The organism is Stenotrophomonas thermophila, assembly GCF_001499715.1.
In the GTDB taxonomy this organism is placed as follows: Bacteria; Pseudomonadota; Gammaproteobacteria; order Xanthomonadales; family Xanthomonadaceae; genus Stenotrophomonas; species Stenotrophomonas hibiscicola.
The window spans coordinates 129696-154831 of sequence record NZ_CVIW01000063.1 but is presented as its reverse complement, the minus strand read 5'-3'; the positions used below and the strand labels follow the sequence as shown (position 1 = coordinate 154831).

Here is a 25136-nt window from a genome sequence, read left to right as displayed (position 1 = left end):
CACAGGATTGCGAGCGGCGACCGCCGTCGCCGCCTCCCGACATAGGTAACAACGCCGCATGACCGAACTTGCCCGTCCCGTGTTCCACGGATTCGAACAACTGCCGCTGCGCGAGTACGCCGAACGCGCCTACCTCGACTACTCGATGTACGTGGTCCTGGACCGCGCCCTGCCGTTCATCGGCGACGGCCTGAAGCCGGTGCAGCGCCGCATCATCTATTCGATGAGCGAGCTGGGCCTGAATGCCGCGTCCAAGCCGAAGAAGTCCGCGCGCACCGTCGGCGACGTCATCGGTAAGTACCACCCGCACGGCGACAGCGCGTGCTACGAGGCGCTGGTGCTGATGGCACAGCCGTTCTCGTACCGCTACCCGCTGATCGAGGGCCAGGGCAACTTCGGCTCCAGCGACGACCCCAAGTCGTTCGCGGCGATGCGTTACACCGAATCCAAGCTGACCCCGATCGCCGAAGTGCTGCTGGGCGAACTGGGCCAGGGCACCACCGACTGGGCACCGAACTTCGACGGCACCCTGCAGGAACCAACCTGGATGCCGGCGCGGCTTCCGCACCTGCTGCTCAACGGCACCACCGGCATCGCCGTGGGCATGGCCACCGACGTGCCGCCGCACAATCTCAACGAGATCGTCAGTGCGCTGCTGCACCTGCTGGACAACCCCGACGCCACCGTGCGCGACCTGTGCGAACACGTGCGGGGCCCGGACTACCCGTCCAGCGCCGAGATCATCACCGCGGCCAATGACCTGCGCAACATCTACGAGACTGGCAACGGCAGCGTGCGTGCACGCGCGACCTTCACCAAGGAAGCCAGCAACATCGTGATCACGGCGCTGCCGTTCCAGGTGTCGCCGTCGAAGGTGATCGAGCAGATCGCCGCGCAGATGCGCGCCAAGAAGCTGCCGTGGCTGGAGGACATCCGTGATGAATCCGACCACGCCAATCCGGTGCGCGTGGTGCTGGTGCCGCGTTCCAACCGCGTCGACGCCGACCAGCTGATGGGCCACCTGTTCGCCACCACGGACCTGGAGCGCAGCTACCGCGTCAACCTCAACGTGATCGGGCTGGACGGCCGTCCGCAGGTGAAGAACCTGAAGATGCTGCTCAGCGAATGGCTGACCTTCCGCAGCAACACCGTCACCCGCCGCCTGCAGCACCGCCTGCAGAAGGTCGAGCGTCGCCTGCACCTGCTGGAAGGCCTGCTGGTCGCCTTCCTCAACCTGGACGAGGTGATCCACATCATCCGTACCGAAGACGAGCCGAAGGCCGCGCTGATCGCGCGCTTCGGCCTGTCCGAGGAACAGGCCGAGTACATCCTGGAAACCAAGCTGAAGCAGCTGGCCCGCCTGGAGGAAATGAAGATCCGCGGCGAGCAGGATGAACTGGCCAAGGAGCGCGAGAAGATCCTCGGCATCCTGGACAGCAAGGCCAAGCTGAAGAAGCTGATCCGCGATGAACTGACCGCCGACGCCAGGAAGTTCGGCGACGCACGCCGTTCGCCGCTGGTGCAGCGCCAGGCGGCGCAGGCCATCGACGAGACCGAGCTGGTGCCGAGCGAACCGATGACCGTGGTGCTGTCGGAGAAGGGCTGGATCCGCGCCGCCAAGGGCCACGACGTCGATGCATCCGCACTGTCGTACCGTGAAGGCGACGGGCTGCAGGGCGCGGTGCGCGCACGCAGCACCCAGCAGGTCGCGTTCCTCGACAGCGAAGGCCGCGCCTACTCGACGCCGGTGCACACCCTGCCCTCCGCGCGTGGCAATGGCGAACCGCTGACCGGCCGCTTCTCGCCGGCACCGGGCACCAGCTTCGTGACCCTGGCCAGCGCCGAACCGGACACCCGCTTCGTGCTGGCTTCCAGCCACGGCTATGGCTTCGTCACCCGCTTCGAGAACCTGATCGGCCGCAACAAGGCCGGCAAGGCGATGCTGAACCTGTCGGCAGGCTCGTCGGTGCTGACCCCGTCGGTGGTCGCCAACGTCGCCACCGACCGCATCGTGGCGGTGACCAGTTCGGGCAACCTGTTGGCGATCGCCGCCAACGACCTGCCGGAACTGGACAAGGGCAAGGGCAACAAGATCATCGAGATCCCGAAGGCCAAGCTCGCCACCGAACGCGTGGTCGCCATCGTGGCGATCAGCCCGGGGCAGACCCTGCAGGTGCGCAGCGGCCAGCGCACCATGGGCCTGAAGTTCAACGAGCTCGACGCCTATCTCGGCGCCCGCGCCACCCGTGGCCACCTGCTGCCGCGCGGCTGGCAGAAGGTGGAAGGGCTGTCGGTGGAGTGAGGCACCGCTCCTGGTAGGTGTCAACCTTGGTTGACACGCCTTGCCGGAGATCAGACACGAAAAAAGCCGGGGCATTCCCCGGCTTTTTCGTTGTCGGCTGGCGGGCGGTGGAGCAGCTCGCTGGCGAAGGCTGGCTGGCGATGCTCCGGTGCTGGCGGGCGACAGAACGCCGTGCTTCTGGTAGAGCCGACCGCTGGTCGGCTGCCTTTGGCTCCTGGTAGAGCCGACTGTTAGTCGGCTGCTCCAACGAAAACCAGCCGACCAGCGGTCGGCTCTACCGGGTGGTCGCCGGGAATTACCCAGCGCCACCTGTGGCTCAGTGCGCCGGGGCGCCGTTGCCGTCGATCTTGCTCAGCTGGTACAGCTCCAGGCCGATGCGCTTGATCAGGCCCAGCTGCTGTTCCAGCCACCAGGCATGGTCTTCCTCGGTGTCCTTCAGCTGTGCCAGCAGGATGTCGCGGCTCACGTAATCGCCCTTCTCCTCGCACAGCTTCATGCCGGCGGCCAGATTGTTCCGAACCGTGTATTCAGTGTCGAGATCCTTCTGCAGCATCTCTTCCACGGTCTTGCCCGGCTCGGTGGCGTGCGGGCGCATGTCCGGGTCCCCGCCCAGGAACAGGATCCGGCGCAGCAGCGCATCGGCGTGCTGGGTTTCCTCTTCCATCTCGTGGTTCAGGCGTTCGTACAGCGCGAACAGGCCCTGGTCCTCGTAGCGGCGGGAATGGATGAAGTACTGGTCGCGGGCAGCGAGCTCGCCGCGCAGCAGTTCCTTCAGGCAGGCGATGACGTCCGGGTTGCCTTTCATGGGGGGGCTCCTGTGAATCGATGCGGCATAGGGTGCCGCATTTCAAAGTACGGTGATCTAATCGGAATCAGTCGCAGTTGCGCCTGCGGCTACAATCGGCCCACGAGTTCGGAAAGGACGTGCGATGCGACGTACATGGCGTTGGGTGCTGGGCGTAGTGATCGCCATCGTGCTGATCGCCGCACTGGTCCTGTGGTTCCTGCTGCGGGGCAGCCTGGCCGACCTGGACGGCGAGCATGCCTTGCCGGGGCTGGCCGCGCCGGTCACCCTCGAGCGCGATGCGCTGGGCGTGGTCACCATCACCGCCGGCAGCCAGGCCGATGCGATGCGCGCACTCGGCCGCGTGCACGCGCAGGAACGTTATTTCGAAATGGACCTGATGCGCCGCAGTGCCGCCGGGGAGCTGTCGGCGCTGTTCGGGCCGAAGGCCATCGACGCCGACAAGCGCATGCGCGTGCATCGGCTGCGCGCGCGCACCGAGGCGAACATGCAGGCTGCGCTGGGCGACAACATCGAAGCGGTGAGCGCCTATGTCGGTGGGGTCAATCAGGGCCTGGCCGATCTCTCCGTGCGCCCGTGGGCCTACCTGCTGCTGCGGCAGTCACCGCAGCCCTGGCAGGCCAGCGACAGCGTGTTGACCGGGCTGGCCATGTACGCCGACCTGCAGGACCCCGGCAACCAGACCGAGCTTGCACTGAGCCGCATCCGCACGGTGGTACCGCCAGCGCTGTACGGATTGATCGCCCACGACGGCACCGAATGGGATGCACCGCTGTTCGGCGACCCCACCGGCAACGCCGCCCTGCCCGATGCCAGCCAGCTCGACCTGCGCACATTGAAGGGAAAATCCGGCACCGCGCAGGAAGAGGTGGACGCCGTCGGCAGCAACAACTTCGCGGTGGCCGGGGCGCTTACCGCCGACGGCCGCGCGATCGTCGCCGACGACATGCACCTGGGCCTGCGCGCGCCGGGCCTGTGGTTCCGCGTGCGCCTGCGCTACCCCGATCCACAGGCCGCTGGCGGCCAGGTCGACGTCACCGGCTTCTCGCTGCCGGGCCTGCCGGCCGTGATCGTCGGGAGCAACGGGCACGTCGCCTGGGGTTTCACCAACAGCTACATCGACACCGCGGACTACCGCACAGAACCGGCAAACGCCACGGTGACCGTGCATGAAGAACGCATCGCCGTGGCCGGCCAGGCCGATGTGCGGTTCCCGGTACGCGAAACCGCCTGGGGGCCGATCCTGCATACCCACGCCGATGGCAGCGGTGATGCGCTGCGCTGGGTCGCCCACCTACCCGGCGCGGTGCGGCTGGACTTCGGTGACCTGGCCCGCGTCGGTGACCTGGACAGTGCCCTGCAGTTCGCCGACCACGCCGGCATTCCCGCACAGAACCTGGTGGTCGGCGACCGCAGCGGACGCATCGCCTGGCGCCTGATCGGTGCCCGCCCCGACCGCGGTCCGGGCTGTGCACCGGCTGGCTTCACCGCCGCCAGCAACCAGGACTGCGCCCCCTGGCCGATCCGCAGCGACGCCTCGCCGGCATTGATCGACCCACCGAACCATCGCCTGTGGACCGCCAACGGCCGCGTCCTCGACGGCGAGGCATTGGCCAATGTCGGCAACGGTGGATATGACCTGGGCGCCCGCGCGCGGCAGATCCGCGACCTGCTCGCCATCCAGGACCGCTTCGACGAGCACGACCTGCTGGCGATCCAGCTCGACGACCGCGCCGTGTTCCTGCAGCGCTGGTGGGCCCTGCTGCACGACGTCATCGAACGCAGTGACGACCCTGCCCTGAAGCGTTTGAAGGAGGCCAGTCATCAATGGGGCGGCCGTGCCTCGGCCAGCTCGGTCAGCTACCGGGTGGTGCGCGAGTTCCGTACGCAGGTGATGACAACACTGTCCAATGCACTGCTGGCACCGGCCAATGCGCAGCTGGGCGATGACTATCTGGAGCCGCGCCTGGCGCAGCTGGAAGGCGTGGCCTGGCCGATGCTGCAGCAGCGTCCGGCCAATCTGCTGCCACCGGCCTTCGACAGCTGGGATGCGCTGCTGATCGACGCCGCACGCCGCACCGAGAGCGAGCTGGCCAGGCAGGGCCCACTGGCCAAGCGCAGCTGGGGCGAACGCAATACGGCGGCGATCTGCCACCCCATCGCACGGGCGCTGCCGGACATCGCCAAACACTGGCTGTGCATGCCGGCCGACCGCCTGCCCGGCGACCGCGACATGCCGCGCGTGCAGACTCCGGGCTTCGGTGCTTCCGAGCGCATGGTGGTTTCGCCCGGGCACGAGGCCGACGGCATCGTGCATGTGCCCGGCGGCCAGAGCGGGCACCCGCTGTCGCCGTACTGGGGCGCCGGCCACGAAGACTGGGTGCATGGGCGGCCGACGCCGTTCCTGCCGGGCAAGCCGCAGCACACGATGACGCTGGTGCCGGCACTACCGTTCGACGGTCAGCCCCTGCGCCGCTCGATCAGGTTCAGCAGCGGCCCGGTTATCGCCGTGGTCACCAGCGCCATGATCACCAGCACCGCGAACAGGCGGTCGCCGAGCAGGCCCAGCTCGTAACCCAGGTTGAGCACGATCAGTTCCATCAGGCCGCGGGTGTTCATCAGCGCGCCCAACCGCCACGCCTCGCGCGTGGGCATGCCGGCACTGCGCGCGGCACTGAAGGTGCCCAGCAGCTTGCCGGTCGTGGCAACCGCGATCACCACTACGCACAGCACGATGTCGCTGGCCTGCAGCGCATCGGCGCGCATGCGCAGCCCGGTCATGGCGAAGAACAACGGCAGCAGCAGCGTCACCGCGAACGGTTCGACGCGGGCCATCAACAGGTCACGCAGCTGCGCGTTGGACGACACCGCCACGCCTGCGGCAAACGCACCGAACAGCGCGTGGATGCCGAGCATCTCGGTGATCAGGGCACTACCCAGCGACAGCAGCAGGACGCCGAGCAGCCAGCGCCCCTCACGGCCCGGCGCGACCTGCTGGCGAGCGAACCACGGCTTCACCAGCCCCAGCATCAGCACCACGAAGGCGACCACGCACAGCAGATTGAGACTGGCCGGCAGCCAGCCGCTGGCCTGTGCCGCCGCCACGATCAGTGCCAGCAGGCACCATGCGGTGGCATCGCCCAAAGCCGCGCAGGCGATGGCGGTCTGGCCCAGCGGCGTCTGCGTGATGCCACGGTCGGCGAGGATGCGCAGCAGCACCGGGAACGCGGTGATGCTCATCGATATGCCAACGAAAAGCGCGAATGCGGTGAAGCCCACGCCCTGCGGGCCGTGCTGCGGGTACAGCCAGATCGCCAACGCGACGCCGAGCACGAACGGCACCGCGATGCCGGCATGGCTGACCGTGAAGGCGAAACGCCGGCGGCCGCGCAGTGCCGCCAGGTCCAGTTCGGCACCGGCCACCAGCAGAAACATCAGCACGCCCAGCTGGCTGAGCATGCCCAGAGGGCCCAGTGAACTGGCCGGGAACAGCGCACCCTGCAGCTGCGGCAGCAGGCTGCCGAGCACCAGCGGCCCCATCATCAGGCCGGCCGCCATCTCGCCGATCACCGCCGGCTGCCCCAGACGCTTGAGCAGCGCCCCCGCGCCCTTGGCCACCAGCAACAGCACCAGCAGCTGCAGCAGGAACAGGCCCAGCGGTGACGCCAGATGCCGTGCCCAGCTGCCTTCGGCAGCGACCGTGGTACGCGCAACCGCCTCGGGGGCGGCCGGCCCGGCATAGCGCGCCAGCAGCACGCCGGCCAGCAACGGCACCCCAGCCCAGGCCAGGTAGCGCCATCCCCACTTCGTCGGCGACGGGTGCCCCCCGCGCTGTGCGTCCATGAACATTCCCCAATGTACGGGGGGCGATCATACAAAAAAGGGGACGGAGGGGATTAAGACGTTTGTGGCACATACGACGTGCGCTCCTCCCTCCCCTTTCTCGCGCCTAGGCCAGTGCCTGCTCGTGCACTCCGGCGATCGCCCGACCCGACGGATCCGCCGCCGCGGCAAAACTGGCGTCCCACGCGATGGCCGCGGGCGACGAACAGGCGATCGACTTGCCCCCCGGCACGGTCTCGGCCGCTGCCCGGCTCGGGAAGAACTGCTCGAACAGGTGGCGGTAGTAGTACGCCTCCTTGGTCTGCGGCGGGTTGTGCGGGAAGCGCTTGTCGGCGGCCGCCAGTACACGGTCGCTCACCTGCGCCTCGGCATGTGCCTTCAGCCCATCGATCCAGCCATAGCCCACGCCATCGCTGAACTGTTCCTTCTGCCGCCACAGGATGCTGTCCGGCAGGTAGCCATCGAACGCCTCGCGCAGCACGGCCTTCTCGATGCGACGGCCGCCAAAACCGGCACCGACCATCTTGTGCGCGGCATCGAAGCGCATCGCCACATCAAGGAATTCGCGGTCGAGGAACGGCACGCGTGGCTCCACGCCCCAGGCCATCATCGACTTGTTGGCACGCAGGCAGTCGTAGTTGTGCAGGGCGTCGAGCTTGCGCACCAGCTCCTCGTGGAATTCACGCGCATCCGGTGCCTTGTGGAAATACAGGTAGCCACCGAAGATCTCGTCGCTGCCCTCGCCGGACAGCACCATCTTCACTCCCATCGCCTTGATACGTCGCGCCAGCAGGAACATCGGCGTCGATGCACGGATGGTGGTGACGTCGTAGGTCTCGATGTGGCGGATCACTTCCGGCAGCGCATCAAGGCCTTCCTCGAACGTGTACTCGAAGCCGTGATGCACGGTGCCCAGTGCTTCGGCGGCGATCGCGGCGGCAGCCAGGTCGGGCGAGCCCTTCAATCCGATCGCGAACGAGTGCAGCCGCGGCCACCAGGCTTCGGTCTGCCCGCCATCCTCGATGCGGCGACGCGCATAGCGTGCGGCCACCGCCGCCACCAGCGACGAGTCCAGGCCACCGGACAGCAGCACGCCGTACGGCACATCGCTCATCAGCTGGCGTTCCACCGCGTGCTCGAACGCCTGGCGCAGTTCGGCCAGGTCGGCCTGGCGACCCTGCACGTCGGCATAGTCGCGCCACGGTTGCTGGTAGTAGCGCACCAGCTCTCCACTGGCGCTGTCGAAGTAGTGGCCCGGCGGGAACTGCGCGACATCGGCACAGGTATCGACCAGCGCCTTCATTTCCGAGGCCACGCGCAGGCGGCCCTGGGCATCATGGCCCCAGTACAACGGCACCACGCCGACCGGGTCGCGCGCCACCAGTACACGCCCACTGTCGCGGTCCCACAGCGCGAACGCGAAGATGCCATTGAGCTGTTCCAGCCACTGCGCCGGCGAAGCGCCCTGGCGGTACAGCGCGTTGATCACCTCGCAGTCCGATCCGGTCTGGAAGTCGTAGGCGGCGGTCAGCGCCGCCTTCAATGCCTGGTGGTTGTAGATCTCGCCGTTCACCGCCAGTGCCAGCTGCCCGTCGGCCGACAGCAGCGGCTGCGAACCACCGGCCGGGTCGACAATGGCCAGCCGTTCGTGGACCAGCAGCGCGCCTTCGTCGAGATACACGCCGCTCCAGTCCGGGCCACGGTGGCGCTGGCGCTGCGACAGTTCCAGCGCGTGGCGGCGCAGGGCCGGAAGATCGTCACCGGCCTGCAGGCCGAAGATTCCGAAGATCGAACACATGGGGGAGCTCCTGTTGGGGGAATTTCACGGGTGGGAGGTGTTCGACCGGCCATCCAGGCCCGGGCAGGCTGCGCCCGGGCACAAAAAAACCCGCATCGACCGATGCGGGTTTTCTGGTGTCCGGGCGTGTGTTGCTGTCTATCTACCCAGGGCGCAGTCCCGCATCGGCCGCGCACGATTATTCGCGCGCAGATTATTGCGGTTGTTGTTATTGACGGCGGTGGCCGGGCGGATCGACATGGCATCGACCCTACCCCGGATTCCGGCGCTGCGCAACCGTTGCATTGGCAACCAGGTGAAGGTGTGCCGACCAACGGTCGGCACCCAGCAGTCGGCACTCACAGGGGGAGCGCCGGACCGTGCCCGGCGCCATGCCTCACGCCAGCAGCCGTTCCACCAGGTGCTGGTAAAGCCCCGGCAACGCTTCCAGATCATCCACGCGCACGTTCTCATCCACCTGGTGGATGCTGGCGTTGACTGGCCCCACTTCGATGCACTGCGCCCCCAGCGGCGCGATGAAGCGGGCATCGGAGGTGCCGCCACCGGTGCTTTCCTCAGGGGCACGACCGATGTGCTCGGCCAGCACCGCGCGTGCGGTGGCGCGCAGCGTGCCTTCCGGGGTGTAGAACGGCTCGCCGCTGCGATGCCACTTCAGCGCGTACTGCAGGCCGTGCCGGTCCAGCAGCGCGGTGATCTCCGTTTCCAGCTTCGGTGCATCCCAGTGCGGGTTGTAGCGGATGTTGAAATCGACCTCCAGCTCCCCGGGAATCACGTTGTTGGCGCCGGTGCCGGCACGGATGTTGGAGATCTGCAGGCTGGTCGGCGGAAAACTCTCGTACCCCTCGTCCCAGCGTCGCGCCGTCAGCTCGGCCAGGGCCGGCGCCGCCTGGTGGATCGGGTTGCGTGCCTTCTCCGGATACGCCACGTGACCCTGCACGCCCTGCACGCGCAGCTTGGCCGACAGGCTGCCGCGACGCCCGACGCGCAGCAGGTCGCCCAGCGCCGCTGTCGATGATGGCTCGCCGGTAATGCACCAGTCGATGCGCTGGCCGCGCTCGGCGAACAGGCGCGCGACGTGGCGCACGCCATCGATCGCGTCGCCTTCCTCGTCGCTGGTCAGCAGCACCGCCAGCGTGCCGGGGTGATCGGGATGCGCGGCGACGAACTGCTCGGCGGCCACCACGAACGCGGCCACGCTGCCTTTCATGTCGGCGGCGCCACGGCCATACAGCACGCCGTCGCGGATCTGCGGGGTGAACGGGTCGCTGGTCCAGGCCTCGCGCGGACCGGTCGGCACCACGTCGGTATGGCCCAGCAGCACCAGCACCGGCGCACCCTGGCCGTGGGTCGCCCACAGGTTGTCGACCTCACCCAGACGCAGGTGGTCACAGTGGAACCCTGCCTGCTTCAACCGCGCCGCCAGCAGTGCCTGGCAACCGGCGTCGTCCGGGGTAACCGAGGGGCGCGCGATCAGCTCGCAGGCCAGGTCGAGGACGGCACTCATGACTGGCCCACGCCGAAGCGGGCCTTGAAGCCGTTGTCACTGAAACCCTGGCTGGCCTTGCCGTCGGCGGTGACCACCAGCGGGCGCTTGATCAACTGCGGGTACTCACGCAGCAGCAGTTTCCATTCGGCCTCGGAAGCGGCGGCCTTGCGGTTGTCCGGCAGCTGCCGCCAGGTGGTGGAGGACTTGTTCACCATCGCCGCCAGCCCCCCCAGCTGCGCGGCCCATTCCAGCAGCGTTTCCGGGCTGGGCTTGTTGTCGCGGTAGTCGACGAAGGTGTACGGCACGCCGAAGCGGTCCAGCCACTTGGTCGCCTTCTTGCAGGTATCGCAGTTCTTCAAACCGTAGACAGTGGTGCTCATGGCCATCTGTGATGCTGGAAAACAGAGCGGCAGAATCTCACAACAGGCGTTCGGGCACGACCCTGAACGGCACGGCACGGTGGGGCGCCTGCCGCAGCGGCAGGCGCGGCAGCATCCGCCCGAACAGGACGTCGGGAGGATGCCGGTAGCTCGCGTACTGCGCCGGACCCTCCGGCGCAGTCACCTTCAGTCGGCCAGGCCGCGCAGCAGGTCGTTGACGCTGGTCTTGCTGCGGGTCCTGGCATCGACCTGCTTGACGATCACCGCGCAGTACAGCGAATGGGTACCGTCCTTGCTCGGCAGCGAGCCGGACACCACCACGCTGTACGGCGGGATGTAGCCGTAGCTGATCTCACCGGTAGCGCGGTTGTAAATGCGGGTGCTCTGGCTGAGGAACACGCCCATGCCGATCACGCTGTGGTGGCCGACCACCACACCCTCCACCACTTCCGAGCGGGCACCGATGAAGCAATGGTCCTCGATGATGGTCGGGCTGGCCTGCAGCGGCTCCAGCACGCCGCCGATGCCGGCACCGCCGGACAGATGACAGTGCTGGCCGATCTGCGCGCAGGAACCGACGGTGGCCCAGGTGTCCACCATGGTGCCTTCGCCGACATAGGCGCCGATGTTGGTGAAGCTCGGCATCAGCACCACATCCTTGCCGAAATACGTGCCACGGCGAGCAATCGCGCCCGGCACCACGCGCACGCCGCCTCGGCGGAACTTCGCTTCGTCATAGCCGGCGAAGCGCGATTCGACCTTGTCCCAGAACGGTGCCGGGCGTGCATCGACCACCGCCATGTCGTTGACACGGAAATACAGCAGCACCGCCTTCTTCAGCCACTCGTTGACCTTCCAGCCGCCCTGGCCGTCCGGCTCGGCGACGCGGAATTCACCGCTCTCCAGGCCGTCGATCACACGGTTGACCAGCGGCCTGGTCGAGCCTTCCAGTTCGTGCAGGGTCAGCGTGGCGCGGCGTTCGAAGGCACTTTCGATGCCGAACTTCAGTTCTTCCACGCCCGGCGCGGCCGGCTTGCGCAGCGACTTGCGGGCGATGGTTTCGGCGCGTGCGGCTTCTGCGCTCTTGGCCGGGGCCTTCTTCGGTGCCGCCACCTTCTTCGCCGGCGCCTTCACCACCGCGGCTTTCTTCGGCGCGGCAGCCTTCTTCGCGGCCGGCACGGCGGCAGTTTTCTTGGCCGCTGCGCTCTTGGCGGTGGCAGCAGTCTTCTTAACAGGCTTGGTGGCCATCAGGCGGGGTCTCCGGCGTTTCGATCAGGGTCCAGGCAGGCCAGCATCGCGTCATGCAGCTGCTGCCGGGCAGGTTCAGTCAGGGGGAGGTCGTGTTCGTCACTGATCACGAAGGTGTCTTCGGCGCGTTCGCCGAATGTCGCAATGCGCGCATCATGCACGCGCAGGCCCTGGTTGCGCAGCACGAACGCCACATCGGCCAGCAGGCCGGGACGGTCGGGGGCGACCAGGGCAAAACGGGTTGCGCCCGGTTCATCGCGGAATTCGATGCGCGGCGCAAAACGGAAATGACGCAGCTGCCGCGGCACCACCCGGCGTGACGGCCGAAGCCGCGCAAGGTCGCCACTCAGGGCCTCGCGCAGCGCCGCTTCCAGATTGGCACTGTTGCCATCGGCAAACGTGTCGGCCGGGTTCACTTCGAAGGTATCGAAGATGGTGTCGGCCGGGCCGTCCAGCACGCGTGCACGGTGGATCCCGTAGCCCTTGCGGTCCAGGGTCATTACGATCGCGGCGAACAGGCCGTCGCGGTCGGGCGAGTGCACGAACACTTCCAGCGCGGGGTCGTCGACACTGATCCGGCGGACCTTGACCAGGGTCTGGCCCTGCTTCACCGGCACCAGCGCAGCGGCCTGCCAGGCCAGCTGCTCGGGGCGCAGGCGGATGAAGCCCTCATCGGGCATCACCGCGAACTGGCGGTCGATGGTGGCATCGTCGTAACCCTGCTCGCGCACCAGTGCGCGCACGCTGTCACGCGCCTCGGCCACACGCTCGGCGGCGGGCACCGGATGCTCCAGCCCTTCGCGCAACGCGCGCCGGGTGGCGAAGTAAAGGTCGGCCAGCAGGCGATCCTTCCAGGCGTTCCACAGTTTCGGGCTGGTGCCGGCAATATCGGCACAGGTCAGCAGATACAGGTAGTCCAGGCGGTCGCGGCTGCCGACCAGGGTGGCGAAGCGATGGATCACCACCGGGTCGGCAATGTCCTGCTTCTGCGCGGTCACCGACATGCGCAGGTGCTGTTCGACCAGCCAGGCGACCAGTTCGGTATCGGTGCCACTGAGCGCATGTGCCTGGCAGAACGCGCGCGCGTCCACCGCACCCAGCTCGGAGTGGTCGCCGCCGCGGCCCTTGGCGATGTCATGGAACAGGCCGGCCAGCAGCAGCAGTTCCGGCTTGCGCAGGCGTGGCCACACTTCGTGCGCGATCGAGAAGCGCTCGTCGGCACGGCTGCTGGCGAACTGGCCGATGTTGCGCAGGACCATCAGTGTGTGCTGGTCGACCGTATAGACATGGAACAGGTCGAACTGCATGCGCCCGCTGACTTGGGCAAACGCGGGGATCCACTGGCCAAGCACGCCCAGCCGCGCCATGCGCGAAAGCGTGTCGACCGGACGCTGGCCGCGCAGCAGGGACAGGAACTGCTCGCGTGCATCGGCATCGGCCTGGTCGTAGGCCGGCAACAACGGCAGCGCTTCGGCCAGCGCGCGCGCGGTCAGCGAATGCAGGCCTCGCACCTGTGGATTGTTGGCCCAGCTGGAAAACAGGGCGAACACCTGGCCGATGTCACCGCGCGGCCAGTCGGCCTCGTTGGCGGCCAGGTAGCCGCGGCGCAGGGAGAAGCCCACGGTCAGCGGTTCCGGCTGGGCCTCGCCATCGAACTGTTCCTCGAAGCGCTGCAGCAGGCGGTCGCTGATCCGGCGCACCACCAGCGCGGCGCGGTAGAAGCCCTGCATCATTTTTTCGACACCGAGATTCTCGGCATCGTCTTCGAAGCCCAGGCGCGCGGCCAGGGTCTTCTGGTAATCGAAACGCAGGCGCTCTTCCGGGCGGCGCGCGACCAGGTGCAGGCCGAAGCGCAGCCGCGCCAGCACCGCACGCTCGCGCTTCAGCGCGGCCGCTTCGTCGGCACCCAGGTGGCCTAGGCCGACCAGCGCTTCCAGGTCGCGTACGCCAAAGGCGCGCAGCGCCATCCAGCCCAGCGTGTTGAGATCGCGCAGGCCGCCGGGACCATCCTTGAGATCCGGCTCCAGGTTGTCGGCGGTATCACCGAAGCGCTGGTGACGGTTGCGCAGCTCTTCCAGCTTGGCCAGGAAGAAAGTGCGTGCCGGCCACAGTTCGCGATCGTCGATGGCCTCGCGCAGCGCGCGGCGGGCGGCGTCATCGGCCAGGATCGGACGCGCCTCGATCAGCGCGGTCAGCACGGTCTGGTCAGCCGCCGCCTCGCGGCACTGCAATGCAGAACGCACCGCATGGCTGACCGCCAACCCGCAGTCCCACAGCAGCGCGAACAGCCGCGCCAGGGCCGCTTCGTGCGCCAGTTGCGCCGGCGGATCGCCGAACACCAGCAGGTCGATGTCCGATCGCGGGAACAGTTCACCGCGGCCATAGCCGCCCACCGCGAACAGCGACAGGCCGCTGCCGGCCGGCAGGCAACGCTGCCACGCCAGGCGGATCAAGTGGTCGGCAGCGCGCGCACGCAACGCCAGCAGGCGCTCGATGTTGTCGCCCTGGTCGAAACGGCGGTACAGGCGTGCGTCGGCCTGCTGCAGCGCCTGCCGCGCCGCAGCAGCCCAGTCCGGGTCGTTGAGCGACGCGGCCGGCGTGTCCAGCAGCGAACTCGCCGGCAGCATCGTCAGGAAACCTGCGACTCGCCCGGCGACAGGGTCAGCACGTCGACGCCGGTCTCGGTGACCGCGACCATGTGCTCCCACTGCGCCGACAGCTTGCGGTCCTTGGTCACCACGGTCCAGCCATCCGGCAGCACCTTGTTGTAGCGGGTGCCCTCGTTGATCATCGGTTCGATGGTGAAGGTCATGCCCGGCTGCAGCACCAGGCCCTGGCCCGGGCGGCCGTAATGCACCACCTGCGGCTCATCGTGGTAGACCTTGCCGATGCCGTGGCCGCAGTACTCGCGCACCACGCTGAAACGCTCGCCTTCGGCATAGCTCTGGATGGCATGACCGATGTCGCCCAGGGTGGCGCCCGGACGCACGGCGCGGATGCCGCGCCACATGGCTTCGTAGGTGGTTTCCACCAGGCGGCGGGCCATCACCGACGGCGTGCCGACGAAGTACATGCGGCTGGTGTCGCCGTGCCAACCGTCCTTGATGACGGTGACATCGATATTGATGATGTCGCCATCCTTGAGCACCTTCCCTTCACTGGGGATGCCGTGGCAGATGACATTGTTGACCGAGGTGCACACGGTCTTCGGGAAGCCGCGGTAGCCGACGTTGGCCGGAATGGCGCCCTGCACGTTGACGATGTGCTCGTGGCAGATGCGGTCCAGCTCCTCGGTGGTGACACCGGGCTTGACGTGGGGGGTGACGATGTCCAGCACTTCGCTGGCCAGGCGGCCGGCGATACGCATCATCTCGATTTCCTGCGGGGTTTTCAGATTCACGCTCATGGCACCCATTATCGCCGATCCGGCCGCAATCTGAACGAACGCCACCCAACTGGCATTCCGGGCCATGCACCGGGCCATGCACGCTTTCGGCAAGGGAAATGAAAGCGTGATGCCCTCCACCCTTTCGCCCGCCTGTTTATCACGGATTACAGACACTTACGCCACCTAAGCTGGGTCACCGTCGCCGAAGCGGTGCCGATCGTGCCGCCTTCGCCTTGTTCAACGGACCTTCGGGTCAGGGAGGTTGTCCATGCGATCCGCGCTTCGTTCTCCGCTTGCCTGGGCCTTCGCCGGCCTCCTGCTGTCCAGCCCGGCCCTGGCCGCAGATACCACCACCTTCAACGTCACACTGGTGGTCACCAAGGCCTGCACCATCACGGCCGCGGCCGCTACCAACGTCGACTTCGGCACGGCGGCGTCGACCACCGCCACGCCCACCCTCGGCCAGGGCACGGTCACCGCGCAGTGCTCGGCGCTGACGCCGTACACGATCGCGCTGAATGCGGGCGCCAACGCGGGCACCGCCAACGACGTCACCACGCGGCGCATGAAGAACACCAATGCCGCCGTGACCGCCAACAACTATGTCGGCTACCAGCTCTACCAGGATGCCGCGCATACCCTGGTCTGGGGATCCACAACCGGCACCAATACCCAGGCCGGCATCGGCACCGGCCTGGCCGTGCCGTACGTCGTCTACGGCCAGATCCTGAACCTGAGCACCAACAACCCGGCCACCGGCAGCTACCTGGATACGGTTACCGCCACGATCACCTATTGATGGAGCACGCCCGCATGGCCGGACCCCGCCCGTGGCGCGCCACCGGCGTGGCGCTGCTCGCCCTGTGCCTGCTGGCCACCGCCACCGCCGGCGCCACCAGCCTGCAGGTCGCGCCGACCAGCCTGCAGCTGGAGGCGCGCCAGCGTGCGGCTGAGCTATGGCTGACCAACAGCGGCACCGCGCCGGTGAAGCTGCAGGTGCGCGTGTTCCGCTGGGTGCAGCAGGACGGCCAGGAACGGCTGCTGCCCACCGATGAGCTGATGGCCACACCGCCCATGCAGGAACTGGCCGCGGGCCAGCAGCAACTGGTGCGGGTGATGCGTCCGGACAACGAGCCACCGCCTGCACAACGGCACTACCGGTTGATCGTGGACCAGATCCCGGACCTGGCCACGCGTGCCGAGGGCATGCAGTTCGTCCTGCGCTATTCAATCCCCGTGTTCGTGCAGCCTTCGGCCGGCGCCCTCGCCCCACAGTTGCAGGCCCGCCTGGTGACACTGGCGGATGGCCGCAATGGCGTGGAGGTGGCCAATACGGGTGACAGCTACGCGCAGATCGCCGATCTTGCGCTGGGCAGCGCCACGCGTCCGCGCATCGTCCATCCCGGATTGCTGGGCTACGTGCTGCCGGGCCAGGTGATGCGCTGGCCGATCGAGCGCGTGGCGATCGACCGCGACAACGACCAGATCACGGCCAAGCTCAATGGCGAGTCGGAACAGACGCCGCTGTCGCCCCCACCGGCTCGCTGAGGCCTTGATGGGCGCGTTGCTGGCTGCCCTGGCTCCCGCGGCGACCGAGGCCGCCGATGCGTCCGGCGCGGCCGTTGATGTCTCCGGCGTGTCGGCCGATGCCACCCTGCCGCCCCCGACCCCACTGACCGCCAGCCAGACGCTGTACCTGGATGTGTCGCTCAACAGCACGCCACGCGGCCTGCTGCCGTTCATCGAGAACCGCGGTCGGCTTCAGGCCAGCCCCGAGGTGTTGCGCCAGCTCGGCTTCAATGCCAGCGGCGAGGTACCGGTCTACCTGGACCAGATCAGTGGCGCGGTGGTGCGCTACGACGCGCACATGCAGACCCTGGCGCTGGATGTGCCGCTGGACCAGCTGACCCTGCCGACCACGGTGCTCAGCCGGCCGCAGGCGCGTGCGCCGACCGGCAATGCCTCGCCGGGCGTGCTGCTCAACTACGACGTATACGGCAGCCGGGTGGACACGCTCGGCAACCTCAGCCTGAGCTCGGAACTACGCGTGTTCGGCATCGGCAACGGCACGTTCGAAAACACCGCCATCAGCCGCCGCTACCAACAACCCGGCGACCGCCAGTGGCGCGGCGAGAGCATGCGCCTGGACACCCGATGGAGCCTGGACTTCCCCGACAGTGCAACGACGCTGGAGGTCGGCGACTTCTACAGCGGCTTCGTCGATTGGACCCGGCCAGTGCGCCTGGGTGGCGTGCAGATCGGTCGCAACTACGGGCTGCAGCCCTATCGCGTACTGACGCCCACGCCGAGCTTCCTCGGCCAGGCCGTGGTGCCCTCCACGGTCGAGCTGTACGTGGATGGCCTGCGCCAGTACAGCGGACAGGTCCCGGTCGGTCCGTTCCAGCTGGCGGCACAGCCTGGTATCAGCGGCACCGGCATCGCGCAGGTGGTGGTAACCGATGCGTTCGGCCGCATGCAGACACTGGATTTCAGTTTCTATGGCACCCAGCAACTGCTGGCCAAGGGCCTTTCGGACTGGTCGGTCGGCGTCGGCCAGCTGCGCGAGGACTTCGGCCAGCGCTCCTTCGGCTACGACGATCGCACGGTGGCCAGTGCCAGCTGGCGCGGCGGCATCAGCAATGCCTTCACTGGCGAGGCGCATGCCGAAGGCGGCGGCGGCCTGGCCCAGGCCGGCATCGGCGGCTGGTGGCTGCTCGGCGCTGCCGGCGTGTTCAATGCGGCCTATGCACGCAGTGATTACCACGGGCTGCAGGGCGGGCAATGGGCGCTGGGCTACAGCTGGAACAACCGCCGCTTCAACGTCAATCTGCGCAGCGTGCGCAGCCACGGCGACTACCGCGACCTGGGCGCACTGCAGGGCAACCTGCCACCGAGCATCAGCGAGCAGGCCACCCTCGGCCTGGACCTGCTGCGGCTGGGCACGCTCAGCGCAAGCTACCTGCGCCTGCGCTACCCCGACGGCGACGACAACCGCTACGCCAGCCTGTTCTGGTCGCGCAGCTGGAGCCAGCGCTGGTCGGCCTACCTGTCGCTGAACCAGAACCTGGACCACAGCGACGACCGCAGCATCTACCTGTCGCTGACCGCCAGTCTGGGCAACAACCGCCAGGCCAGCCTCTCGAGCCAACGCAACGGCGACAGCCAGAGCTGGGTCGCGGACGTGACCCAGCCGGTGCCCGGCGATGGCAGTGCCGGCGGCGTCGGCTGGCGCGCACAGCTGCGCCATGGCGAGGACGGCAATGGCGGCCTGGCCGAGGTCGGCATCCTCAACGATACCGGCCGCTATTCGTTCGGCGCCTCGCGCCAGGGCGGGCTGAACTATGCCTACGCCAGCGCCAGCGGCAGCGTGGTGTGGATGGGTGGCCACACCTTCGCCACGCGCGAAGTGTCGGACGCGTTCGCGGTGATCAGCACCAGTGGCGTCGGCGGCGTGCCGGTGCGGCTGGAAAACCGCCTGATCGGCGTCACCGATGATCGCGGCCTGCTGCTGGTCAGCCCGTTGCTGTCCTGGCAGCGCAACCGGGTCTCGATCGACACCCTGGACCTGCCCGAGGACATGCGTGCCGACCGCATCGAGGATTGGGTGACGCCTCGCCAACGCGCCGGCACCCGGATCGCCTTCCAGCTGCGCTCGCGACCGTCGCTGAGCCTGACCCTGCTGGCAATGGACGGGCAGCCGCTGGAGGTGGGCAGCGAGGTGCAGCTGCCCGATGGCCGCCAGGCCACGGTCGGCTATGACGGCCTGCTGTACCTGGAAGACGTTGCCGCCGGCAGCGTGCTGTACGTCACGACCAGCCGCGGCCCCTGCCGGGTGAAGGTCCCCGCCCTGCCCAGGGTGGTGGCGACCGGTGCGCGGCCGAAAACGGCGCCGCTGCAGTGCATTCCGGAGGTGGCGCCATGAGGACGTTGCTGCTCGGCCTGCTGCTGTTCGCTGGCCTGCTGGCGGCAGCACCGGCCCGCGCTGTCGCGGTCTGCACCGCGGTCGCCAATCCAACGCTGCCGTTCGGCAACATCAACAGCAATGCGCCTGGCCCGAGCACGGCCAACCTCAACATCACGGTGACCTGCACCACCGCCGCGCTGAGCGCGCTGGCCACAACCGGTGTGCGCGTCTGCGTCGGCATCGGCGCAGGCAGTGGTGGCGGCAGCAGTTCAAGCTGGCGGACGATGAAGACCAGCAGCAGCGACAGCATGAACTTCCAGCTCTACAACACCTCGAACTTCAGCCAGGTGACGGGGTTGGTCCCGCGCGGCACGCCCCCGGCACAGGAATTGACCATGACCTACAGCGTGCCGCTGGTCGCCGGCGGCAGCGGTGCGCAGTCCGTGCAGCTGTTCGGGCAGATTCCGGCCAACCAGATCCTGGCCTCCGGCGCCTACAGCAGCACCTTCAGCGGCGCCGACGTGGTGTTGACCTGGGCCTGGAACGAGGTCCTGCTCGGCAATGCCACAGTGCCCGCCACCTGCAACGGCGGCGCCACCGGCACCAACAGCGCAAGCGCAGCCTTCAGTTTCACCGCCACCGCCAATGTGCTGCCGCAGTGCGGCAGCTACGTCACCACCGACATGAACTTCGGCAACGTCACCGGCAGCATTCCCGCCAACATCGACCGGACCGCCACGCTGACACTGACCTGCCTGAAGAACACCGCCTTCCAGGTCGGACTCAACAACGGCCGGAACAACCCTGCCGCGACCAGCATCCGGCGCATGGCCACCACCATCGGCGGCAGTACCTACTACCTTCCCTACGAGCTGTACCGGGACTCGGCTCGGAGCCTGCGCTGGGGCAATACGTTGACTGTCGACACGGCCAGCGGCACCGGCACCGGCAGCGCACAGCAGCTGACCATCTACGGCCGGGTGCCGCCGGTCACCGGCCAGCCCCCGGCTGGTACCTACAACGACCTGGTGACGGTGACGATCACCTATTGACCGGCGTGCCGACCAACGGTCGGCACCCACCGGACGAAGGCCGTGCCGAGCGCCGGCTCGGCGCTACAGTTCCGGCACATCCCGCCGATACCGCGCAGCAAGTCTTTCAGCATGGTGGATGGCAGGTGGTTCGCACATTTTCGATCGCGGCGATGCTGGTCGCCAGTACGCCGGCCTTGGCCGAACCCAGCAGCTCCCTGCAGATCCGGCTGACCGTGGTCGACTCCTGCAGCGACGACACCGGTGGCGCGCGCTGTACGGCGCCGCACCAGCGCAGCGATACACCCCAGCTGCCATCCCAGGTGCGCGAGCTCGCACCACCGGCGACGGACGAGAACCCAACACCCGCCGTGACCCTCATGTACTGATGCGCGCGCTGCTGATCCTGCTTGCACTGCTGGCGCAGCCGGCTGCGGCGCTTGAGGTGTTGCCTACCACCCTGCAGCTGCCGGCCGAAGGCGGCCGCGCCGAGCTGTGGCTACGCAATCCCGGGCCCGGCCGCTGGCAGGGCCACGTGCAGGTGCTGGCCTGGGATCAGCAGCTGGACGCCGAACGACTGCAGCCCAGCGACCAGATCCGGGTCAGCCCGGCGCGGCTGGATCTCGCCCCGGGCGGTACGCAGCGCGTCTGGCTGCTGCCACGCGATCCGGCCGCGGCAATGGGTGAACAGGCCTACAGGATCGTGCTGACGCCGGCGCTGGCAGGACTGCCGCGCTACTCGCTACCGCTGTTCCGGGGCGCCGCGGCGCCAGTGCTGCACGCCCGCCTGCAGGGTCGGATCGAGGCCCTGGGGTCGCAGCCTGCGTTGCGACTCAGCAACTGCGGTACGCTGCACGGCCGCCTGCACGACCTGCGCTTCACCGCGGCGGACGGCCAATCGACAGTGCTGGTGGGCGGGCTGGCCGGCTACATCCTCGCCGGCCATGAACGACGCTGGCCCCTGCCCGCCCGCGCGGACAGTTACGCAGGTGGCCGCTTCCGGGCACGCCTGCAGGACGGCCGCGAGGTCGATCTGGCCGCATCTGACCCCGCAATTGCAGCGAGCGCCCGCAGCGGGCTATAATCGTCCGGATTCCTGCCGCCTGCGTGCGCGGGAACCCGTCCACACCGGACGTCACCGGTGAATCCACACCTGCTGCCCCCATCCGTGCCGGGGTGCTCCGCAAGGAGTTCGGCCACGGAGGCAACAGGGAAGCCCAACCCCGGAACCGATCGCGCTTCCACGCGTCCCGCATACCTATTCCCGCGGGCGGAATCGCTGGTTCCATATCAGGAGTATTGCAATGCCCCAGGTCACCATGCGTCAGATGCTGGAAGCCGGCGTCCACTTCGGCCACCAGACCCGCTACTGGAACCCCAAGATGGCTCCGTACATCTTCGGCGCCCGCGGCAAGATCCACATCATCAACCTGGAAAAGACCGTCCCGCTGTTCAATGACGCGATGAACTTCATCTCGTCGGTTGCCCAGAAGCGCGGCACCGTCCTGTTCCTGGGCACCAAGCGCAGCGCCCGCGAAACCATCAAGGAAGAAGCCGAGCGTTGCGGCATGCCGTTCATGAACCAGCGCTGGCTGGGCGGCACCCTGACCAACTTCCGTACCGTCAAGCAGTCGGTTGCCCGCCTGAAGGAACTGGAAGCCGGTGAAACCGACGGCACCTTCGAGAAGCTGGTCAAGCACGAAGTGCTGGGCCTGCGTCGCGAGCGCGACAAGCTGGAAGCCTCGCTGGGCGGCATCAAGGACATGAACCGCCTGCCGGACGCGATCTTCGTGATCGACATCGGCCACGAAGACATCGCGATCAAGGAAGCCAAGAAGCTGGGCATCCCGGTCATCGCCGTGGTCGACACCAACTACAACCCGGAACTGGTTGATTACGCCATCCCGGGCAACGACGACGCCATCCGCGCTGTGCAGCTGTACGCCCGCGCCGCTGCCGACGCCGTGCTGGAAGGCAAGGCTGCTGCTCCGCACGCCGCTTCGGTGCGTGAGGAAGAGTTCGCTGAAGCCGCTGCCGAAGGCGAAGAGAAGCCGGCCCGCCGCGCTCCGGCCAAGAAGGCTGCCAGGAAGGGCGACGACGCCCAGGCCTGATCCAGGCCACAGGGTGGACGCCCGGCGTCCACCCTCCTGCACGCAGCCCTTGGCGCGTGACAGGACCGTGTCACACGGGCCGGCCACCATGCCGGCCCAACCCCTTTCTTTCGTGAGGTAATCCCGTGGAAATCACTGCTTCCCTGGTCAAGGAACTGCGCGAGCGCACCGGCGCCGGCATGATGGAATGCAAGAAGGCGCTTACCGAAGCCAACGGCGACATCAACGCCGCTGCTGAAGCCATGCGCAAGTCCGGCGCTGCCAAGGCCGACAAGAAGGCTGACCGCGTGGCCGCCGAAGGCCGCCTGGGCCTGGCCCAGGATGGCGGCAAGGCCGTGCTGGTCGAAGTCAACTCGGAAACCGACTTCGTCGCCAACGACGACAACTTCAAGACCTTCGTCAACGCCGTCGCCGCTGCCGCCCTGGCATCGGGCGCCAACGACGTGGAAGCCGTGAAGGCTGCCACGCTGGCCGATGGCCGCACCGTTGAAGAAGCCCGCGCCACCGCCGTGCAGACCCTGGGTGAGAACATCCAGATCCGCCGCATGGTCAAGGTCGACACCACCGGCAACATCGGCGCCTACGTCCACACCAACGGCAAGGTCGGCGTGCTGGTTGACCTGATCGGCGGCGACGTCGAGCTGGCCCGCGGCCTGGCCATGCACGTGGCCGCGCTGAAGCCGCCGCACAACAAGGCTGCGGACGTTCCGGCCGACTTCGTCGAAAAGGAAAAGGAAATCGAGCTGGCCAAGATGTCCGAGAAGGACAAGGCCAAGCCGGCCGAGATCCTGGAAAAGATCATCAGCGGCAAGATCAACAAGATCGTCAGCGACGTGACCCTGTACGGCCAGACCTACGTGCTGGGCGACACCACCGTCGAGCAGGTGGTCAAGGCCGCTGGCGCCGATGTGGCTGGCTTCAAGCTGCTGATCGTCGGCGAAGGCATCGAGAAGGTGGTGGAAGACTACGCCGCCGAAGTTGCCAAGGCGATGCAGGTCTGATTCCAGCCCTCCGGCTGTGAAGCGACCAGAAGGAGCCGCGGGAAACCGCGGCTCTTTTTTTGTACCCACTGCATCGGTGGGTGGGCACCGTTGGTGCGCGCACTGACGCCAGGCACAGCCCGATATCAGGGCTCTTTGCGTTGCGCGCGAATCAAGCCGATACTCGGCGCAGGGAATCCACAGTCGCGTAGCAGGAAGGAAAATCGCGGACTGTGATGCATTCCTAGGTATTCTTGTCCTAATGGAATTGAACGACCCGACATGCCTCCCGAGCTGACAGCTGCCCTGGCGCTCTGCCGCAACCTGCCCTCGCCGCCCGGTATTGCCCTGCGCATCATCGAGCTGGCACAGGACCCGGAAGCGGATATCGCCACCGCCGCCGACATCATCGCCATCGACATGGCGCTGAGCGCTCGCATGCTGCGCATCGCCAATTCGCCGCTGTACGCCAGCCGCCGCCGCATCGAGAACCTTGGCCAGGCACTGACCATGCTCGGCCTTAACGCCACAATCAGCCTTGCCCTGGGTTTCACCGTGACCCAGGGCCTGACCGGCGGCGCAGGCGCCGACCACGACCTGCGCCAGCGTGCGTGGAAGCGCAGCATTCTCAGTGCACTGGCCGCCAGCCAGCTGGGCCAGGCCCGCGGCCTGCGCCGGCTGGAGGAACTGATGCTGGCCGGGCTGCTGCAGGACCTGGGCGTGCTGTGCCTGGCCCAGGCCGAATCGGAGCGCTACCTGCCGCTGCTGCGCGAAGCCCGTGACAACACGGACCTGGTCGCCCGCGAACGCGACGCGCTCGGCTGCAGCCACGCCGATGTCGGCGCCTGGGTGGCCGAGCAATGGGGCCTGCCACGCTATCTGATTGAGAGCATCAGCCACAGCGAGGACGACGACGCCGCCGATTCGCCGTTCCAGGCCTGTGTGCAGCTGTCCGGCGCCGTTGCCGACATCTGGCTGGACGATGACGCCGATGCCGCCCGCGAGCGCGCCCTGCACCAGGTGCATGAGCGGCTGGAACTCGACAGCGCCCGTTTCGACCAGGTGCTGACCCGCATCAGCGAGGCCCTGCCGGATATCGCCAGCCTGTTCGAGGCCGGCCTGAACTCGCCCTCGCGGGTCCGCGAGCTGATCGACCACGCGCAGGAGCTGGCCACCCTGCGCAACCTGCGCGAGCTGCAGGATGCCGAGCAGGCACGCCGCCGCGCCGACGAATTCGAGGCGCGGGCCAAGCGCCTGGCCGACCAGGCCCACCGCGACGCCCTGACCGGCGTGCTCAACCGGCGCCAGCTGGAGGCGGTGCTCGAGCAGGAGTTCCTGCGCGCCGGGCGTCAGGGCTGGCCGCTGTCGGTGGCCTTCATCGACCTGGATGACTTCAAGAAGATCAACGACGCCCACGGCCACCTGACCGGCGACGAGGTGCTGCGCGCCTTTGCCGGCAAGCTGCAGGGCCAGCTGCGCCATAGCGATACCGTGGCCCGCTTCGGCGGCGAGGAATTCGTCGCGCTGCTGCCCAATACCAGTGAGTCCGTGGCCCTTGACGTAATCCGGCGCGTACTGGCCAACATCGTCGCCACGCCGATGGCCGAACTGGAGGGAGGGCCGCTGTTCGTCACCTTCTCCGCCGGCGTGGCTACCCAGGGCGGCTACGAGCGCTTTGCCGACGTGCAGGACCTGCTGCGCGCCGCCGACGACGTGCTGTACCGCTCGAAGAACCTGGGCCGTAACCGGGTGATCGCCCGCTCCCCCGGTGCGCTCGGCCACGACGAGCTTTCAGCCACCGCCGGCGCCGAGCTGGGCTGAACGGGACGCCCTGCATGACCGGGGCGGATGGCAGGATTT

Annotated in this window: 18 protein-coding genes and 1 pseudogene; 10 read left to right on the top strand and 9 right to left on the bottom strand. The window is 67.8% G+C overall.

Features of this window, described 5'->3' with window-relative positions:
* Positions 1-58 precede the first annotated feature (58 nt).
* Entirely contained in the window at positions 59-2302 is a 2244-nt protein-coding gene (gene parC, locus BN1263_RS19215; RefSeq protein ID WP_058983452.1) for a DNA topoisomerase IV subunit A, read from the top strand.
* 316 nt (positions 2303-2618) lie between these two features.
* Here the strand turns inward: parC and bfr are convergent, their stop codons facing one another.
* On the bottom strand, positions 2619-3107 hold the full coding sequence (gene bfr, locus BN1263_RS19210) for a bacterioferritin (RefSeq protein ID WP_058983450.1): 489 nt from the start codon (positions 3105-3107) through the stop codon (positions 2619-2621).
* 124 nt (positions 3108-3231) lie between these two features.
* Here bfr and BN1263_RS19205 point away from each other — a divergent pair.
* A pseudogene (locus BN1263_RS19205) lies at positions 3232-5550 on the top strand (penicillin acylase family protein); the annotation flags it as partial.
* Positions 5551-5567: 17 nt separating this feature from the next.
* Here BN1263_RS19205 and BN1263_RS19200 read toward each other — a convergent pair.
* The 7 genes from BN1263_RS19200 to map form a co-directional block, all read right to left on the bottom strand.
* Positions 5568-6956: a cation:proton antiporter domain-containing protein gene (locus BN1263_RS19200; protein ID WP_058983448.1), complete on the bottom strand. Its 1389-nt coding sequence runs from the start codon at positions 6954-6956 to the stop codon at positions 5568-5570.
* A 100-nt stretch (positions 6957-7056) separates the two neighbouring features.
* Positions 7057-8748 (bottom strand): asparagine synthase B, encoded by a 1692-nt coding sequence (gene asnB, locus BN1263_RS19195; RefSeq protein WP_058983445.1) that lies wholly within the window; start codon positions 8746-8748, stop codon positions 7057-7059.
* Between the two features lie 376 nt (positions 8749-9124).
* Positions 9125-10252, bottom strand: coding sequence for a succinyl-diaminopimelate desuccinylase (gene dapE, locus BN1263_RS19190; protein ID WP_058983443.1), 1128 nt, complete (start codon positions 10250-10252; stop codon positions 9125-9127).
* The gene (locus tag BN1263_RS19185; RefSeq protein ID WP_186008992.1) at positions 10249-10620 is read right to left on the bottom strand and encodes an arsenate reductase; all 372 of its coding nucleotides are present in this window, start codon (positions 10618-10620) and stop codon (positions 10249-10251) included. The genes dapE and BN1263_RS19185 overlap by 4 nt, the downstream gene beginning before the upstream one ends.
* A 180-nt stretch (positions 10621-10800) precedes the next feature.
* The gene (dapD, locus tag BN1263_RS19180) at positions 10801-11862 is read right to left on the bottom strand and encodes a 2,3,4,5-tetrahydropyridine-2,6-dicarboxylate N-succinyltransferase (RefSeq protein ID WP_019659110.1); all 1062 of its coding nucleotides are present in this window, start codon (positions 11860-11862) and stop codon (positions 10801-10803) included.
* Entirely contained in the window at positions 11862-14471 is a 2610-nt protein-coding gene (locus tag BN1263_RS19175; RefSeq protein WP_448226393.1) for a [protein-PII] uridylyltransferase, read from the bottom strand. The genes dapD and BN1263_RS19175 overlap by 1 nt, the downstream gene beginning before the upstream one ends.
* 20 nt (positions 14472-14491) lie before the next feature.
* Positions 14492-15277, bottom strand: a complete 786-nt coding sequence (map, locus tag BN1263_RS19170; protein WP_058983439.1) for a type I methionyl aminopeptidase — start codon at positions 15275-15277, stop codon at positions 14492-14494.
* A 241-nt stretch (positions 15278-15518) separates the two neighbouring features.
* On the opposite strand from map, the gene BN1263_RS19165 reads away from it, so the two are divergent.
* The 4 genes from BN1263_RS19165 to BN1263_RS19150 are packed head-to-tail and all read left to right on the top strand — an operon-like array spanning position 15519 to position 20206.
* Positions 15519-16049 carry a Csu type fimbrial protein gene (locus BN1263_RS19165; protein WP_019659113.1) on the top strand — a complete coding sequence of 177 codons (531 nt, stop codon included), beginning with the start codon at positions 15519-15521 and terminating at the stop codon, positions 16047-16049.
* Entirely contained in the window at positions 16049-16798 is a 750-nt protein-coding gene (locus BN1263_RS19160; protein WP_019659114.1) for a fimbrial biogenesis chaperone, read from the top strand. The genes BN1263_RS19165 and BN1263_RS19160 overlap by 1 nt, the downstream gene beginning before the upstream one ends.
* 7 nt (positions 16799-16805) lie before the next feature.
* Positions 16806-19172 carry a fimbria/pilus outer membrane usher protein gene (locus BN1263_RS19155; RefSeq protein ID WP_058983438.1) on the top strand — a complete coding sequence of 789 codons (2367 nt, stop codon included), beginning with the start codon at positions 16806-16808 and terminating at the stop codon, positions 19170-19172.
* Positions 19169-20206, top strand: a complete 1038-nt coding sequence (locus BN1263_RS19150) for a Csu type fimbrial protein (protein ID WP_058983436.1) — start codon at positions 19169-19171, stop codon at positions 20204-20206. The genes BN1263_RS19155 and BN1263_RS19150 overlap by 4 nt, the downstream gene beginning before the upstream one ends.
* 106 nt (positions 20207-20312) lie before the next feature.
* On the opposite strand, the gene BN1263_RS20770 is transcribed toward BN1263_RS19150, so the two are convergent.
* Entirely contained in the window at positions 20313-20567 is a 255-nt protein-coding gene (locus BN1263_RS20770) for a hypothetical protein (protein WP_186008991.1), read from the bottom strand.
* A gap of 6 nt (positions 20568-20573) precedes the next feature.
* On the opposite strand from BN1263_RS20770, the gene BN1263_RS19140 reads away from it, so the two are divergent.
* The 4 genes from BN1263_RS19140 to BN1263_RS19125 all read left to right on the top strand — a co-directional run bounded on the left by BN1263_RS19140 (position 20574) and on the right by BN1263_RS19125 (position 25097).
* On the top strand, positions 20574-21269 hold the full coding sequence (locus tag BN1263_RS19140; RefSeq protein WP_058983433.1) for a fimbrial biogenesis chaperone: 696 nt from the start codon (positions 20574-20576) through the stop codon (positions 21267-21269).
* 220 nt (positions 21270-21489) lie between these two features.
* Positions 21490-22296, top strand: a complete 807-nt coding sequence (gene rpsB, locus BN1263_RS19135) for a 30S ribosomal protein S2 (protein ID WP_058983431.1) — start codon at positions 21490-21492, stop codon at positions 22294-22296.
* 125 nt (positions 22297-22421) lie between these two features.
* Positions 22422-23297, top strand: coding sequence for a translation elongation factor Ts (gene tsf, locus BN1263_RS19130; RefSeq protein ID WP_019659120.1), 876 nt, complete (start codon positions 22422-22424; stop codon positions 23295-23297).
* 261 nt (positions 23298-23558) lie between these two features.
* Positions 23559-25097, top strand: coding sequence for a sensor domain-containing diguanylate cyclase (locus tag BN1263_RS19125; RefSeq protein ID WP_058983429.1), 1539 nt, complete (start codon positions 23559-23561; stop codon positions 25095-25097).
* Positions 25098-25136 lie beyond the last annotated feature (39 nt).

Bases quoted from the DNA above. Each gene is read 5' to 3' on its own strand.
- parC (WP_058983452.1), top strand. From the start codon at position 59: ATGACCGAACTTGCCCGTCCCGTGTTCCACGGATTCGAACAACTGCCG.
- bfr (WP_058983450.1), bottom strand. From the start codon at position 3,107: ATGAAAGGCAACCCGGACGTCATCGCCTGCCTGAAGGAACTGCTGCGC.
- BN1263_RS19200 (WP_058983448.1), bottom strand. From the start codon at position 6,956: ATGTTCATGGACGCACAGCGCGGGGGGCACCCGTCGCCGACGAAGTGG.
- asnB (WP_058983445.1), bottom strand. From the start codon at position 8,748: ATGTGTTCGATCTTCGGAATCTTCGGCCTGCAGGCCGGTGACGATCTT.
- dapE (WP_058983443.1), bottom strand. From the start codon at position 10,252: ATGAGTGCCGTCCTCGACCTGGCCTGCGAGCTGATCGCGCGCCCCTCG.
- BN1263_RS19185 (WP_186008992.1), bottom strand. From the start codon at position 10,620: ATGGCCATGAGCACCACTGTCTACGGTTTGAAGAACTGCGATACCTGC.
- dapD (WP_019659110.1), bottom strand. From the start codon at position 11,862: ATGGCCACCAAGCCTGTTAAGAAGACTGCTGCCACCGCCAAGAGCGCA.
- map (WP_058983439.1), bottom strand. From the start codon at position 15,277: ATGGGTGCCATGAGCGTGAATCTGAAAACCCCGCAGGAAATCGAGATG.
- BN1263_RS19165 (WP_019659113.1), top strand. From the start codon at position 15,519: ATGCGATCCGCGCTTCGTTCTCCGCTTGCCTGGGCCTTCGCCGGCCTC.
- BN1263_RS19160 (WP_019659114.1), top strand. From the start codon at position 16,049: ATGGAGCACGCCCGCATGGCCGGACCCCGCCCGTGGCGCGCCACCGGC.
- BN1263_RS19155 (WP_058983438.1), top strand. From the start codon at position 16,806: ATGGGCGCGTTGCTGGCTGCCCTGGCTCCCGCGGCGACCGAGGCCGCC.
- BN1263_RS19150 (WP_058983436.1), top strand. From the start codon at position 19,169: ATGAGGACGTTGCTGCTCGGCCTGCTGCTGTTCGCTGGCCTGCTGGCG.
- BN1263_RS20770 (WP_186008991.1), bottom strand. From the start codon at position 20,567: ATGAGGGTCACGGCGGGTGTTGGGTTCTCGTCCGTCGCCGGTGGTGCG.
- BN1263_RS19140 (WP_058983433.1), top strand. From the start codon at position 20,574: ATGCGCGCGCTGCTGATCCTGCTTGCACTGCTGGCGCAGCCGGCTGCG.
- rpsB (WP_058983431.1), top strand. From the start codon at position 21,490: ATGCCCCAGGTCACCATGCGTCAGATGCTGGAAGCCGGCGTCCACTTC.
- BN1263_RS19125 (WP_058983429.1), top strand. From the start codon at position 23,559: ATGCCTCCCGAGCTGACAGCTGCCCTGGCGCTCTGCCGCAACCTGCCC.